Here is a 14,506-nt window from a genome sequence, read left to right as displayed (position 1 = left end):
TCAGTACTCTGGACGGCGTGACCGATCTGGCCGACGACCTGGGTGTGCTGCGTGATCTCGAACGAGGACTGCTCGTCTACAAGTTCGCGATCGAGGAGCTGATGACGAAGCTCCGCATCCTCAGCGAGGAGTTCGACGCGGTACACCACCACGACCCGATCGAGCACATCACCAACCGCGTCAAGAAGCCCGAGGGCATCCTGGAGAAGCTGCGGCGCAAGGGCTTCCCGCTCGACCTCGACGCGATCGGCGACTGGCTCGACGACATCGCGGGAGTGCGCGTCGTCTGCCCGTTCGTGTCGGACGTGTACCGCGTGAGCGCGATGCTGGCGCGGCAGCACGACGTGGAGATCCTGCGCACCAAGGACTACATCGCGCAGCCGAAGCCGAACGGCTACCGCAGCCTGCACCTCATCGTGCGCATCCCGGTGTTCCTGTCCGACCGGGTCGAGCACGTGAAGGTCGAGGTGCAGCTGCGGACCATCGCCATGGACTTCTGGGCGACGCTGGAGCACAAGCTCTTCTACAAGTACGACGACAGCCCGCCCGCGGAGTTCGTGGGCGAGCTGATGTCGACCGCGATGATCGCGGCACAGCTGGACGACCGGATGGAGACGCTCCACCGGCGCATCCACCCCGACTAGCGCCCCTCCGCCGCGTCTTCCGGCACCCGGAGAGGTGCTACGGCTTGGTGATCTCCAGCTGCAGCTCGGTCACCCAGTCCGCCGGGTCGCCCTCGCCGTAGTTCAGGTACACCTCGCGGGCGAACCCGTTCTGCCGGTACCCGTGCGCCTCGATCCACGCCGCCACGGCCTGGTACGACGTGTCGACGTCGTCCATGGTGCCGCGGTGCACGATCGTCGCCGCCTCCCCCAGCGCCGGCAGGTCCACGACGTCGAAGTCGTACCCGGCGGACGGCTCGACCGCCACGGTCACCCCGGCGTGCACGACGACGGCGTCGCCCTCGGCGGGCTCGTAAGTGGCGATGCCGTAGCCGGACGGCTGCACGCCCGCGCGCCCGAGGCGTTCGAAGAGCTGCGGGTAGAGCGGCTGGATGACCGGGCCGATGTCCTCCGGGCCGTAGGAGGCGGCGGTGGCGGACAGCCGGGCCACCCGGACGGCGGGGACGGGCTTCACGATGATCTCGTCGGTGGGCATGGCGCCCTCTCTTTCGATGACGCGGAGACGTGCCTCGACGCGGCGCAGGCGGAACTCGTCCGCGAGGATCTGCTGCCGCAGCTCGGCGCGCCGCAACGACAACATGCCGTGCAACTGTTCGACGGAGAGCTTCTCGTCGAGCACGACACCGACCTGGTCGAGCGTCAGACCGAGGTCCTTCAGCGCGAGCAGGCGGTTGAGGCGTTGCAGCTGGGCGGCGGTGTAGAAGCGGTAGCCCGTGGACGGGTCGACGTGCGCCGGCGGGAGCAACCCGACCGCGTCGTAGTGGCGCAGCATCCGCACCGACACGCGCCCCAGATGGGCGAAGTCTCCGATGGTGAACATGACTGCTCCTGTGTAGGGGCTGACACGGTGTCAGAGTCAAGAAATGATGGTTTGGGCAACGCACCGGGTGGGGATCCTGGGACGTTGACGAGAGGTGGCACATGACGTTCGCACATCCGGCGCTGTTCTACAGCGATGACGACTCCTACATCGACGGGACAGTCCCGTTCGTCGTGGAGGGTCTCGCGAACGGTGAGCCGGTCGCCGTGGCGGTGCCGAGCAGGAACCTCGGGCTGCTGCGGGAGGCGCTCAGCGGGTTCGCCCACCTCGTGACGTTCATCGACATGGCGGACACCGGCCGCAACCCCGGCCGGATCATCCCCGAGCTCCGCGCGTTCGCCGACCGGCACCGCGGAGCCGTCCGGATCATCAGCGAGCCGGTGTGGGACCTGCGCACCGACGTCGAGTACCCGGCGTGCGCGCTGCACGAGGCGCTGGTCAACTACGCGTTCAGCGGACGTGACCTGAGCATCCTGTGCCCCTACAACACCACGGACCTCACCCACGACGTCCTGGCCGACGCCGAGAAGACCCATCCCGTCGTGATCGACGCGAGCGGCCACCGCCCCAGCGACCACTTCCACCCCGCGCGGGTGGTCGTCGCCGCCCACTCCCTGCCGCTGACCATCCCGGTCGACGCGGCGAGCACCTCGGTCGGTGCCGGCGCGATGGCAGCGGTGCGGGCATTCGCCCGTGAACAAGCAACCAAGCACGGACTCACCCGGGACAGAGTTGACGACTTCGCCCTCGCGGTCACCGAGCTCGCGACCAACAGCGTGCGGCACGGCGGGGGCGAGAGCACGGTCCGCGTGTGGGCGGAAAGCAGAAGTATTGTTTGCCAAGTCAACGACAACGGACACATCACCGATGTTCTGGCTGGCCGCACCCCTGTTCACGCAAACGAACCAGGCGGTCGCGGTCTGTTGCTTGTCAACCGTTTGGCGGACCTTGTCCGCACCCAAACGACGTCAAGCGGCACCGCAATCCAAGTCAGATTCGACCTGACTGACAAAAAGGCGACTTGATCCACATACATTTGGGCGATCTCGTTATAGCTTGAGCACGTGCACGACGAGGAAGCGACGGAAATCGGTTACACGGGGGCCCGATTCGGGTCTCCGGCGACCCGCAGACGGCTGCACGCCGACGGAAGTGGAGACTTCAACGGCGCGGAGACGCAACAACTGCCCCGTCAGGAACCGTTGCGCCATCGCCCACCGGAACCGCCACCGGAGTGGCCTGTGCAAGAGGACGAAGCACCAGAGGTCCCCGCGAGGGACAGTTCGCTGATCCGCCCCTACGCCCGCACCGGCGGCCGCACCACGGCCCGTCACGACCTTCGCCTGGAAACGCTGCTCTCGACCGACGAGGACCGGCTCTACCGCGCGAACAACGACCAGGCGGCGATGATGCGGCTGTGCCTGCAGCCGCGGTCGGTCGCCGAGATCTCGGCGCTCATGAAGATCCCGCTCGGCGTCACGCGGGTGCTGCTGAGCGACCTGATCACGCTGAACCTGGTCGCGGTGCACGAACCGAGCGACAAGCCCAACATCGCTCTGCTCGAACGCGTGCTGTCCGGGTTGCGCAAGTTGTGACCCGTTCGCCAGCGCGCGGGATCACGCCTGGTCGCCGATAATCCTCCTGTGGCGACCTCCAGCGACGAGACCCCGAAGACGCCGGTCACGGCCCCGGTCACGGACCCCGTCCCGACCGGCCGCGAGTCCGTTCCGCCCGCCGTGCCGCCTGCTCCGGCGGCCGCACCGAAGAAGCTGCGGCCGACCCGGATCAGCGGCACCTGGATCGCCGTGCTGGTGGCGATCGTGGTGCTGACGTTCCTGCTGGTCTTCATCCTGCAGAACGGCGGCAACGCGACGATCCACTTCCTGTGGGGCCAGTTCAGCCTTCCACTGGGCGTCGCACTGCTGTTCGCGGCGATCGGCGGCGCACTGCTCGTCGCGATCGTCGGGGCCGCCCGGATCCTGCAGCTGCGCCGTCAGGCCAAGCGGGTCACTGGTCGTCCCGCGACCTCATCACCAGCTCGACCCGTGAGCTGATCCCGAGCTTGCGGAAGATCTTGCGCAGGTGGAAGTTCACCGTGTGCGGTGACATGAACAGCTGCGTCGAGATCTGCCGGTTGGTCTGCCCCTTCGCCACCAGGTTCGCGATCGCCCGTTCGGTGTCGTCCATACTGGACCATCCGGATGCAGGTCGCGCCGGGGCGGCCCGGCGCCTGCGGCCGAGCTTGCGCAGCCGGCCGAGCACCCGCGCGCTGTCGCGGGACGCGCCGATCTCCCGGTAGATCGCGAGCGCGTTCTCCAGCGCCCGCACCGACTCCGCCCGGTCCGGTGAGCCGGCCAGCAGCACGCCGAGGTCCTCGGCCGCGTTCGCCCGCGCCCACAGGTCGAGGTGCTGCTGCGCGGCGAGTTCCAGCAGTTTCGCGTCGGCGTCGAACAGGCCGCGCGCGTGCACCGCGGCCGCCGTGACCGCCGGGAAGCCCGGATGCTCCTCGGCGAGCCGCTCCACGCGGCCCACCACGGCCTGGGCGAGCCGCTCGTCGCCGGCCTCCAGCGCCCGGCGGGTGAACCACCCGGCGGCGCGCGGTTCCTCGGCGAACAGGCCCGACGACACCAGCCCCGGGTACTCGTCGGTGAGCAGGGCCAGGGACTTCTCCAGGCCGGAGCCGACGTACGTGACCAGCACGTCGGTCCACTGGTAGTAGGCGCGCGAGAAGACGATCCCGTCGGCGGAGACGTGGTCGCGGCAGCGTTCGACGTGCTCGATCGCGGACGGCAGGTCGCCGGTGTGGATCGCGACCACCGCGAGCACCGCGAGCGCCGGCGCGACGACGGTCTCGTGCCCGGTCTCCTCCGCGACGGTGAGGGCGGCGCGGGCCTCGGCGGCCGCCTCCTCGATCCGCCCCGCCTGCAACAGGATCCTGGCCTGCACGACCGAGGTCATGACCTCCCTGGTCACCACCGCGGACGGCCCGCTGCGCACCCGCCGCACCACCGTGTCGGCGTCGGCGAACTCGCGCAGCCCGGAGAGCAGCGTCGCGAACAGCAGCTGCGGGTAGGCGCTGAGGTCGTGCGAGGTGCTCGACCGCGCCGCCGCGCGGGCGAGTTCCAGTGCGGCACCGGGCCGGCCGGTGTCGCGGGCGATCGCGGCCAGCACCGCCAGCGCCGTCGCCAGCACGTCGTCCGGAGAGCCCTGATGGGTGCGCACGACGACCTCGGCGAGTTCCTCCGCGCGGCTCCGGTCGTGCCCGAGCAGGGCCATCAGCCGGGTGATCTCCACCCAGGGCACGAGTTCCGGGGCCAGGTCGGGTTCGCGCAGCAACGCCTCGGAGATCTCCAGCGACTCCGCGTGCCGGGCGGCGAGCAGCAACGTCGTGGCGACGCAGTGCCGCAGCTTCGCGGCCGGTTCCGGGGACACCTGGCGGGACAACGCCTCCTGCGCGAGGGCCTGCGCGGCGGTGAGCCTGCCGGCGGCGGTGAGCGCTCTCACCGCCATGACCGTGCGGTGCACCAGCGAAGCAGACGCTTGGTCGGTGAGCTCCAGCGCGCGCACCGCGAGTTCGGCGGCGGCCTCCGGGGCGTTCCACAGCACGGCTTTCGCGGCCGCGACGAGCCCGTCGATGGACCGGGCGTCACCGCGCTGGGCGCCGTGCAGCAGGTGTCTGGCGGCGGTGACGGCGGAATCCCCGCGCCGCAGCAGCATTTCGCCCACCTCGCGGTGCAGGGCGCGGCGCACGGGCTGCGGCACGGAGTCGGCGACCAGGCGCCAGAGCAGTTCGTGCCGGAACGCGAGCCTGTCGTCGAGCGAGGTGACGACGCCGGCGCCGATGACCTCGTCCAGCGCGGGCAACAGGATCGCGGTGCTCGACGCGAGCATCTCCGCCACGTCACCGGGTTCGAAGCGCGGGCCGAGCACGGACGCGACCTGCACCAGGTGCCTGGCCTTGCCGCTCAACGCACTCACGCGGTCGCGCAGCAACGCCTCGGTGGCGCGCGGGGAACGATCGGTGCGCAACGCTGCCCGGCCGTTCGCGACCACGACCTGCCCGTCCTGGGCCAGTGCGGCGAACAGCCCGATCAGCGCGGCCGGATTGCCCTGCGCGGTCGAGGCAAGCGCTTTCAGGTCGTCATCGGGAACACCGCCCGCGAGGTCGGTGACGAGGTCCTCGACCACGTCGTCCGCCAGCGGACGCAGGTCGATCCGCACGGCACCCCGCCCCGCGGCGGCGGCGAACAGGCGGTCAGCGCCCTCGCCTCGGCGGCGGGCGAGCAGCCAGACCACCTTTTCGCGGGTGGAGGCGGGTAACAACGCGCGCAACGCGGCGAGCGTGCCGGGTTCGGCCAGGTGGAGGTCGTCGAGGACGACGAGCGTCGGGCCGTCCGGTGGCCGTTCGGCGAGGCGTGCCAGCAGGAACGGCTGGTCCAGCTCGTCCTGCGCGGTGGCGACCGCGAACCCGCGGCGCGTGGCGAGGGCGGCGACCTCGGCCAGCAGCCGGGTCTTCCCCGTTCCGGCCGCGCCGTCGACGAGCACCACCCCGGTGCCCTCGTCCAGCACACCGTTCAGGAGGTCCCGTTCTCCCTCACGGCCGCGGAACACCCCGTCACGATTCCCCGACACGCATTTTCCTTTCGCTCCGCGGCGGCGGAGAACAAGCGCTGCATTACCACAACGACCCTCGCGACGACCACCCCCGAGCCGTCGCGTCTAGCCCGTTGGGACGACCTCACGGGCCGATCGTGAAGCTGCCGCTACCCATTCGGGTAGTTGCCCGCGGGATCATACGTGGACCGGTCCTGTTGAGACGCCCATAGCGCAGGAAGCTTTACCTGGGCAAGTGGCGCTCTTTCTCCTAGCATCAATTCCGCTGATACTTTCAGCGGCGGATTGTGGAGAGATCTTGGAAAACCGGCTGAAAGTGTGGTGCGCCGGAATCAGCGATCAGGTGGCGGCGGGCACGACCACCGTGCTGGAAGGCGCTCCCGGCACGGGGAAGACGGCCGCGCTGGACGACCTCGCGGCACGCTGGGAGGCCTCCGGCGGGCACGTCGTGCGCGCTCGCGGAAGTGCATTGGAAAGCGATCTTCCATTTGGGATCGTGGCACAGCTCTTCGACCTGGTGGACCCGGATCTCGTTCCCGCCGAGGCGTTGGGTGCGCTGCGGCTCACCGCATCGGCCGCCGAGTTTCCGGTGCTGCACGGCGTGTACCGGCTCGTCGCCGCACTGGGTGCGCGCGCAGATCTGCTGATCGTCGTGGACGACGTGCACTGGGCCGACGCCGCGACGGTGCGCTGGCTCGCCTACCTGGCCTTGCGGGTGCAACGGCTGCCGGTCGCGCTGGTGCTGTCGCTGGGCGTGGGCGAGCGGTGCGACGACCCGTCGTTCGGCGAGATCATGGCGGCGTGCCAGCGGATCACGCTGGACAACCTGACGTCCGCCGAGGTCGGTCTGCTGGTGTCCGAGGCGCTCGGTGCGCCGGCACCCGAGTTCGTGACCGCGTGCTTCGAGGCGACGAGCGGCAACCCGTTGACGGTGACCCGGCTGTTGAAGGCGCTGGCCGAGGACGCGGTGCCGCCGACCGCCGAGGCCGCGTGGCGGGTGGCGCAGCGCGGTGCGGAGGTGTCCGGCGAGATCATGGCGGCCCGGCTGCGCCGCCGTCCCGCCGCGGTGGTGGCCGCGGCGCACTGCCTCGCGGCGCTGGGACCGTCACCGCATCCCGGTGTGCTGGCCGAGTTGACGCGGCTGAGCCCGGTCGAGCTCGCCGAGGCCGTCCGGACCGTGGAACTGCTCGGCGTGGCCGGACCAGCCGTGCTCGACGACATGCCCGCTCCCGCGCGGGCCGCCCTGCACCTGCGAGCCGCGCGGTCGCTGCGGGCGCACGGTGCGTCCGACCGGGCGGTCGCCGACCACCTGCTGGAGACCTCGCCGGGCCTGGAACCGTGGGCGGGCGAGGTGCTCGACCGCGCGGCCCAGGAGGCGGTGAGCCACGGCGACACGGCCGGTGCCGCCCGGTTGCTGTGGCGGGCGTTGCGCGAACCGGTGGCGAACCCGTCGAGGGCGTTGCGGTTGCTGGGGATCGCCGAACTGGTCGGCAACCTGCCGGGCGCGACGGCCCGGCTGCGCGAGGCGTACCAGTCCGATGTGGACGACGTCGAGTCCGCGATCGCGTTGTCGTACGCGCTGCACGCCGACGGCGAACCCGCGGAGATCCGCGGCGTCCTGGGCGGTTCCCCTTGCGCCGAGGCACATCTGGCCGTGCACGGGCTGGCGTGGCAGGAGGCGGTGCCGTCCGCCGTCTCGCTCGACTCCCCCGCCGGTGTGCTGCACCGCGTGATGGTCGGCGACATCAGGGCGTCGGAGGCCGTGCGGCTGGTGTCGACGGACGGCGTGCTGGCGTCGCTCGCGTCGGCGATGACGCTGAACCTCGCCGACTCGCTGGACGAGGCGCTGGCCGTGCTGGACGAGGTCGACCGCGCGCAGGCACCGGTGCTGCGCGCGCTGACGAACGTGATGCGCGCGAACGTCCAGCGCCGCAAGGGAGATCTCGCCTCCGCCCGCGCCGACCTGGAGACCGCCGGCGTCCACCTGCGGCAGGACCGCCGCTGGCACGCGGTGACGGCCTGGCACGCGGCGTTGCTCGCGGACATCCTGCTGGAGGAAGGCAGGCTGGACGAGGCAGCCCTGGTGATCGCCGAGGCCACGACGGACGACACCCGCCGCGTGTGGTCGTTCGGCGGCGTGCTGACCGTGCGGGGCCGGGTGCTGACCGCGCGAGGCGACGACCACGAGGCACTGGAAGCGTTCCTGGCCGCCGGACGGCACTGCGCGGCCTGGCCGTACCGCAACCCGGCGGCCCTGTCGTGGCGTTCCGGCGCGGCCTTGGCGTGCGCGGCGATGGGTGACGGGGAACGCGCCCGCGAGTGGGCGCTGGAAGAGGTCGCGCTGGCCCGCGAGTGGGGTGCGCCGCGGGCGTTGGGCATGGCGTTGCGCGCGGCGGGCCGGGTGACGGCGGGCTCGGCCGGGCGGACGTTGCTGGAGGAGGCCGTCCGGGTGCTGCGCGGCTCCCCCGCCCGCCTGGAACTCGCACGCGCGTTGGTGGACCTCGGTGTGGTGGTGCGCCGCCAGGGCGACACGGCCAGTGCGCGCGTGTCCCTGCGGGACGCGGTGGACCTGGCGCAGAAGTGCGGGTCGTCGGCGATGGCCGCGCGGGCCTACTCCGAGTTGGTGGCCACCAGCGCCGGGCCCCGGCGGATGCGCCAGACGGGGCCGACCGCCCTCACCCCGGTGGAGCACCAGGTCGCTGAGTTGGCGGCACGCGGCCGTTCGGATGACGAGATCGCGTCGACGCTGCTCATGCCCGCTGAATCGGTCGCCGGAGTGCTGTCGGGCATCTACCGAAAGTTGGGTGTATCAGGCCGTTTGCAGTTGGCTGACGCTCTTTTGGTTGATTAGTTCGGACCCGTTCGGCCGATGGTTCGGTTGCGACTTTCGGCCCTATCGTCCTGTCGCATGGCGAGCGAATTTCAGCGCAGCAAGGTGGTTCTGGTCTTCGGGGCCATGGACGTCACCGGGGACGGGTACCTGACCGAGGAGGACTTCCGGCTCCTCGCCCAGCGCTGGTCCGCGTTGCGCGGCAGCGACGAGAAGCTGCTGACCCAGGTCATGCTCGGCTGGTGGGAGACCCTCCAGCAGGCGGCGGGCGGTGCGGAGCGGGTGACGCTGGACGACGTGCTGAGCGTCGTGGACCTGTTGCCGGACAACATCGAACCGGTGCTGGGCACGGCCGACGCGATGTTCGGCGTCGTCGACTCCGACAACGACGACTACGTGTCCGAGGACGAGTACCGGGTGATGATCGAGGCCTGGCTCGGCCACGAGGGCGACACCGACTTCACCGTGCTCGACCTCGACGGCGACGGCAGGCTGTCGCGCGCCGAGTTCGCCACGCTGTGGGCCGAGTTCTGGGCGGGCGACGACGAGGACGCGCCCGGTTCGTACGTCTTCGGGCCAGTTCAGGCCGCCTGAACGAGGGTGAAGAACTCCTGACGGGACGCGGGGTCCTCCCGCAGCACGCCCTTCAACGCGGACGTGACCGTGCGGGATCCCGTGACCCGCACACCCCGCAGCGCCATGCACATGTGCTCGGCCTCGATCACGACGCCGACGCCCAAGGGCTGCAACCGGTCCTGCAACCAGTCGGCGACCTGCTTCGTGAGCCGTTCCTGGACCTGGAGGTCCCGCGCGAACATCTCCACGACCCGCGCGAGCTTCGACAGGCCGAGAATTCGTTCACCGGGCAGGTAACCGACGTGCGCGACGCCGTGGAACGGCAGCATGTGGTGCTCGCACAACGACTGCACCGGAATGCTGCGCGCGAGCACGAGTTCGTCGTAGCCCTCGTCGTTCGGGAACGTCGTCATCGTGAACTCGCGGGGCGTCAGCATCTCCGCGTACGCCTCGGCGACGCGGCGCGGGGTGTCCTCCAGGTGCACCGAGTACGGGTCCTTGCCCAACGCCTTGAGCAGGTCCGTTACCGCCCGCTGCGCCGCTTCGACGTCCATGCGGTCACGGTAGATCCGCTGGCCGAATTTAGTCAACAAGAGTAGTTTTTAGAGATGGCCGACCCCGTCGCCGCCGTCGCGGCCCTGGACGAACCGAACCGGCGCAGGCTCTACGACCTCGTGGCCGCCGCCACGTGCCCCATCAGCAAGGACGAGGCGGCGCAGGCCGTCGACCTGCCGCGCACGACGGCCGCCTTCCACCTCGACAAACTGGTGGAGATGGGCTTGCTCACAGTGGTCCACGAGCGCCGCACCGGCCGGTCCGGACCGGGGGCCGGCCGGCCCGCGAAGCTGTACCGGCGGTCGGACGAGCAGATCGCGGTGTCGTTGCCGGACAGGCGCTACGAGGCCGTCGGCCATCTCGTGACGGACGCGTTGGTGGAGGCGGAGACCACGGGAGAGCCGGCGCGGGTGATCCTGAACCGGCGGGCGTACGAGTGGGGCGCGGACCTCGCGGCGAAGTCCCCCGGTGACGTGACGGAGGCGTTGGCGGCCTTCGGGTTCGAGCCCAGGACCGAGGGCGGGGAGATCCTGCTGCGCAACTGCCCGTTCCACAGCCTGGCGCACCGGCACACGGAGTTGGTGTGCGGCATGAACCTCTGCCTCGTCAGCGGCCTGCTGGACGGGATCGAGGCGAGCGGGGTGACCGCCCACCTCGATCCGTCACCGGGTCACTGCTGCGTCCGGATCTCTCCGGCGCCGTCTTCCAGGTCGCCCTCGGTCTCCAGGTAGGCGGCCCGCAGTGCGTCCAGAGTGGACTCCTCCGGGTGCTCCCACATCTTCCGCTCGGCCGCCTCCAGCAGGCGTTCCGCGATGCCGTGCAACGCCCACGGGTTCGACGTCTGCATGAACTTGCGGGTCTCCGGGTCGAGCACGTACGTCTCGGTGAGCTTCTCGTACATCCAGTCGGCGACGACACCGGTCGTGGCGTCGTAGCCGAACAGGTACTCGACCGTCGCCTGGAGTTCGAACGCGCCCTTGTAGCCGTGGTTGCGCATCGCCCCGACCCAGCGCGGGTTCACCACGCGGGCGCGGAAGATCCGCGACGTCTCCTCGGTGAGCGTGCGGGTGCGGACGGCCTCCGGGCGCGTGCTGTCGCCGACGTACGCGGCGGGTGCCTTGCCCGTCAACGCCTTCACCATCGTGACCATGCCGCCGTGGTACTGGAAGTAGTCGTCCGAGTCGGCGATGTCGTGCTCGCGGGTGTCGATGTTCTTCGCCGCCACCGCGATCCGGCGGTACGCCGACTCCATGTCCTGGCGCGCCTCGATCCCGTCGACGCCACGGCCGTAGGCGTAGCCGCCCCACACCGCGTAGACCTCGGCGATGTCGGACGAGTCGCGCCAGTTGCGGCTGTCGATCAACGGCAGCACGCCCGCGCCGTACGCGCCGGGCTTGGAGCCGAAGACCCGCAGGGTCGCGCGACGCTGGTCGCCGTGCTCTTCGAGGTCGCGCAACATGTGCGCGCGCACGAAGTTCTGCTCGGCGGGTTCGTCCAGCGCTGCCACCAGCTGCACGGCATCGTCCAACATGGACACCACGTGCGGGAAGGCGTCCCGGAAGAAGCCGGAGATGCGGACCGTGACGTCGATGCGCGGCCTCTCCAGCTCCTCCAGCGAGATCGGCTCGAGCCCGGTGACGCGCCGGGACTGGTCGTCCCACACCGGCCGGACGCCGAGCAGTGCGAACACCTCGGCGATGTCGTCGCCGGCGGTGCGCATCGCGGACGTGCCCCACACCGACAGGCCGACCGACGGCGGCCACTCGCCGTCGTTCTCGGACCGGTAGCGCTCCAGCAGCGAGTCGGCCATCGCCTGGCCGGTCTCCCACGCGAGCCGCGACGGGATGGCCTTCGGGTCGACCGAGTAGAAGTTGCGGCCGGTCGGCAGCACGTTCACCAGGCCGCGCAACGGAGAACCCGACGGGCCCGCCGGGACGTAGCCGCCGTCGAGCGCGTGCAGGACGTTCGTCATCTCGTCCGTGGTGCGCGCGAGCCTCGGCACGACCTCGACGGCCGCGAACTCGAGGATCTTCCGCACGTCCTCGGACTCGTGCAGACCCGCTGCGGCCGCACGGTCCCAGCCCGCGTCCTCCATCGCCTGGACGAGCGCGCGGGCCTCTTCCTCCACGGCGTCAACGTCTTCACGGCCGGTCGTCGTGAGCCCGAGCGCCTCGCGCAGCCCCGGCAGCGCGGCGACCTGACCGCCCCACATCTGCCGTGCCTGCAACATGGCGAGCACGAGGTTGACGCGGACGCTGCCGGTCGGCGCCTCACCGAGGACGTGCAGGCCGTCGCGGATCTGGACGTCCTTGACCTCGCACAGCCAGCCGTCGACGTGCAGGATGAACTCGTCGAACTCCGCGTCGTGCGGCCGGTCCTCCATGCCGAGGTCGTGGTCGAGCTTCGCGGCCTTGATCAGCGTCCAGATCTGCGCGCGGATCGCCGGCACCTTGGCCGGGTCCATCGCGGAGATGTTGCCGTACTCGTCGAGCAACTGCTCCAGGCGCGCGATGTCGCCGTAGCTGTCGGCGCGGGCCATCGGCGGCACGAGGTGGTCGACCAGCGTGGCGTGCGCGCGCCGCTTGGCCTGCGTGCCCTCGCCCGGGTCGTTGACGAGGAACGGGTAGATCAGCGGCAGGTCGCCGAGCGCCGCGTCGGTGCCGCAGGACGCCGACATGCCGACGGTCTTGCCGGGCAACCACTCCAGGTTGCCGTGCTTGCCGACGTGCACCACGGCGTCCGCGCCGAAGTTCGACTCGACCCACCTGTACGCCGCGAGGTAGTGGTGCGACGGCGGCAGGTCCGGGTCGTGGTAGATCGCGATGGGGTTCTCGCCGAACCCGCGCGGCGGCTGCACGATCACCGCGACGTTGCCGGACCGCAGCGCGGCCAGCACGATCTCGCCGTCCTTCGACTTGGAGTGGTCGACGAAGAGCGTGCCGGGCGCCTCGCCCCAGTGCTCCTGCATCGACTCGCGGAAGTCGTCCGGCAGCGTCTCGTAGAACTCGCGGTAGTCGGCCGCGGCGATGCGGATCGGGTTGCTCTCGAACTGCTCCTGCGTGAGCCAGTCCGCGTCCTGGCCACCGGCGGCGATCAACGCGTGGATGAGCTTGTCGCCGTCGAGCTCGTCGACGCCCGGCAGCTCGTCGCCGATGTCGTACCCGTGCTCGCGCATGGCCTTCAGCAGCCGGACGGTCGACGCGGGCGTGTCGAGGCCGACGGCGTTGCCGATGCGCGAGTGCTTCGTCGGGTACGCCGACAGCATCACGACGATCTTGCGTTCGGCGACGGGGATGTGCCGCAGGCGGCCGTGCCGCACCGCGATGCCCGCGACGCGCAGCGCCCGTTCGGGGTCGGCGACGTAGACGGTCAGGCCGTCGGAGTCGATCTCCTTGAAGGAGAACGGAACCGTGATGATCCGGCCGTCGAACTCCGGGATCGCGACCTGGGTCGCGGTGTCCAGAGGAGACAGTCCGTCGTCGTTCTCGTCCCACGTCTCGCGGCTGGAGGTGAGGCAGAGCCCCTGCAGGATCGGCACGTCCAGCGCGGCCAGCGCACCGACGTCCCACGCGTCGTCGTCACCACCGGCGGACGCCTTGGCGGGGTTCGTGCCCCCCGCCGCGAGGACCGTGACGACCAGTGCGTCGGCCTTGCGGAGCGTGTCGAGCAGCTCGGGTTCGGCGGTGCGCAGCGACGAGCAGTAGACCGGCAGCGGCTTGCCGCCCTTGGCCTCGATGGCGTCGCACAGCGCGTGCACGAACGAGGTGTTCCCGGCGACGTGGTGCGCGCGGTAGTAGAGCACCGCGACCGTCGGGCCCTCGGCCTTCGGCTCCTCCCGCTCCAGCACACCCCACGTGGGGGTGGCGGCGGGGGCCGCGAAGCCGTGGCCGGTCAGCAGCACGGTGTCGGAGAGGAACTTGTGCAGCTCGGTGAGGTTCGCCGGGCCGCCGTGCGCGAGGTAGAGGTGCGCCTCGGCACACACGCCACCGGCCACCGTCGACAGCTCCATCAGCGCCGCGTCGGGCTGCATCTCGCCACCGAGCACGACGACGGGCAGTCCGCAGGCCAGCAGCCAGTCGAGCCCTTCCTCCCACATCCGGCGGCCACCGAGGATGCGCACGAGGACCAGGTCCACGCCCTCCACGAGGCCGGGAAGGTCGTCGACGGTCGTGCGCGCCGGGTTGCCGAGCCGGTACTCGGCACCGCTCGCACGCGCCGACAGCAGGTCGGTGTCGGAGGTCGACAGCAGCAGGATCACGCGGGCTCCATCCCTCGTGGGGTCCTCGCCCCAGGTTGCGGGTGACTGGCGAAGCAGAGTTCCTGACTCCCAGCCGGTTCGGCTGGTCACAGTGGCGGGACCGCGCCGGATTCACACCGGCTTCCTCCTGCGCTTCGTCGTTCGGGCTCACCCTAACCGGCGGGTTACAG

At 70.6% G+C, this 14,506-nt stretch carries 11 protein-coding genes and 1 riboswitch; of the genes, 7 read left to right on the top strand and 4 right to left on the bottom strand.

The genetic code is table 11. The annotated features are described in order from the left end of the window. The first annotated feature begins 8 nt into the window (after window positions 1-8). Window positions 9-644 carry a GTP pyrophosphokinase gene (locus QSK25_RS22165; RefSeq protein ID WP_502881889.1) on the top strand — a complete coding sequence of 212 codons (636 nt, stop codon included), beginning with the start codon at window positions 9-11 and terminating at the stop codon, window positions 642-644. Between the two features lie 37 nt (window positions 645-681). On the opposite strand, the gene QSK25_RS22160 is transcribed toward QSK25_RS22165, so the two are convergent. After that, complete coding sequence (locus tag QSK25_RS22160) at window positions 682-1,503, bottom strand: MerR family transcriptional regulator (RefSeq protein ID WP_285640857.1); 822 nt, start codon at window positions 1,501-1,503, stop codon at window positions 682-684. A 101-nt stretch (window positions 1,504-1,604) separates the two neighbouring features. On the opposite strand from QSK25_RS22160, the gene QSK25_RS22155 reads away from it, so the two are divergent. The 3 genes from QSK25_RS22155 to QSK25_RS22145 all read left to right on the top strand — a co-directional run bounded on the left by QSK25_RS22155 (window position 1,605) and on the right by QSK25_RS22145 (window position 3,557). Next, window positions 1,605-2,528 (top strand): anti-sigma factor RsbA family regulatory protein, encoded by a 924-nt coding sequence (locus QSK25_RS22155; RefSeq protein WP_285640855.1) that lies wholly within the window; start codon window positions 1,605-1,607, stop codon window positions 2,526-2,528. A gap of 216 nt (window positions 2,529-2,744) precedes the next feature. Further along, on the top strand, window positions 2,745-3,098 hold the full coding sequence (locus tag QSK25_RS22150) for a DUF742 domain-containing protein (RefSeq protein WP_285640853.1): 354 nt from the start codon (window positions 2,745-2,747) through the stop codon (window positions 3,096-3,098). 48 nt (window positions 3,099-3,146) lie between these two features. Then, window positions 3,147-3,557, top strand: coding sequence for a LapA family protein (locus tag QSK25_RS22145; protein WP_285640851.1), 411 nt, complete (start codon window positions 3,147-3,149; stop codon window positions 3,555-3,557). Here the strand turns inward: QSK25_RS22145 and QSK25_RS22140 are convergent. Continuing rightward, a complete protein-coding gene (locus QSK25_RS22140) occupies window positions 3,511-6,135 on the bottom strand; it encodes a helix-turn-helix transcriptional regulator (protein WP_285640849.1) in 2,625 nt (874 codons plus the stop codon). The two genes, QSK25_RS22145 and QSK25_RS22140, sit on opposite strands and share 47 nt — an antisense overlap. Before the next feature lie 280 nt (window positions 6,136-6,415). On the opposite strand from QSK25_RS22140, the gene QSK25_RS22135 reads away from it, so the two are divergent. Both QSK25_RS22135 and QSK25_RS22130 read left to right on the top strand, forming a co-directional pair. Next, window positions 6,416-8,968 carry an ATP-binding protein gene (locus QSK25_RS22135; protein WP_285640847.1) on the top strand — a complete coding sequence of 851 codons (2,553 nt, stop codon included), beginning with the start codon at window positions 6,416-6,418 and terminating at the stop codon, window positions 8,966-8,968. A 57-nt stretch (window positions 8,969-9,025) separates the two neighbouring features. Beyond that, window positions 9,026-9,541: an EF-hand domain-containing protein gene (locus tag QSK25_RS22130; RefSeq protein WP_285640845.1), complete on the top strand. Its 516-nt coding sequence runs from the start codon at window positions 9,026-9,028 to the stop codon at window positions 9,539-9,541. Here the strand turns inward: QSK25_RS22130 and folE are convergent. Continuing rightward, window positions 9,529-10,077 (bottom strand): GTP cyclohydrolase I FolE, encoded by a 549-nt coding sequence (gene folE, locus QSK25_RS22125; protein WP_285640844.1) that lies wholly within the window; start codon window positions 10,075-10,077, stop codon window positions 9,529-9,531. The genes QSK25_RS22130 and folE overlap by 13 nt on opposite strands. Before the next feature lie 54 nt (window positions 10,078-10,131). Between folE and QSK25_RS22120 the strand changes: the two genes are divergently transcribed. Beyond that, window positions 10,132-10,809 (top strand): helix-turn-helix transcriptional regulator, encoded by a 678-nt coding sequence (locus QSK25_RS22120; protein WP_285640842.1) that lies wholly within the window; start codon window positions 10,132-10,134, stop codon window positions 10,807-10,809. Here QSK25_RS22120 and cobN read toward each other — a convergent pair. Further along, window positions 10,749-14,336, bottom strand: a complete 3,588-nt coding sequence (gene cobN / locus QSK25_RS22115; RefSeq protein ID WP_285640841.1) for a cobaltochelatase subunit CobN — start codon at window positions 14,334-14,336, stop codon at window positions 10,749-10,751. The two genes, QSK25_RS22120 and cobN, sit on opposite strands and share 61 nt — an antisense overlap. 35 nt (window positions 14,337-14,371) lie before the next feature. Further along, window positions 14,372-14,506: riboswitch (cobalamin riboswitch) on the bottom strand.

This window comes from Lentzea sp. NBRC 102530 (assembly GCF_030269365.1).
GTDB lineage: Bacteria > Actinomycetota > Actinomycetes > Mycobacteriales > Pseudonocardiaceae > Lentzea.
Note: the sequence above shows the minus strand (reverse complement) of the source record. Positions and strands in the feature narration are given on the sequence as shown.

Coding starts and splice junctions, on each gene's coding strand:
- QSK25_RS22160 (WP_285640857.1), bottom strand. CDS start 1,503: ATGTTCACCATCGGAGACTTCGCCCATCTGGGGCGCGTGTCGGTGCGG.
- QSK25_RS22155 (WP_285640855.1), top strand. CDS start 1,605: ATGACGTTCGCACATCCGGCGCTGTTCTACAGCGATGACGACTCCTAC.
- QSK25_RS22130 (WP_285640845.1), top strand. CDS start 9,026: ATGGCGAGCGAATTTCAGCGCAGCAAGGTGGTTCTGGTCTTCGGGGCC.
- folE (WP_285640844.1), bottom strand. CDS start 10,077: ATGGACGTCGAAGCGGCGCAGCGGGCGGTAACGGACCTGCTCAAGGCG.
- QSK25_RS22120 (WP_285640842.1), top strand. CDS start 10,132: ATGGCCGACCCCGTCGCCGCCGTCGCGGCCCTGGACGAACCGAACCGG.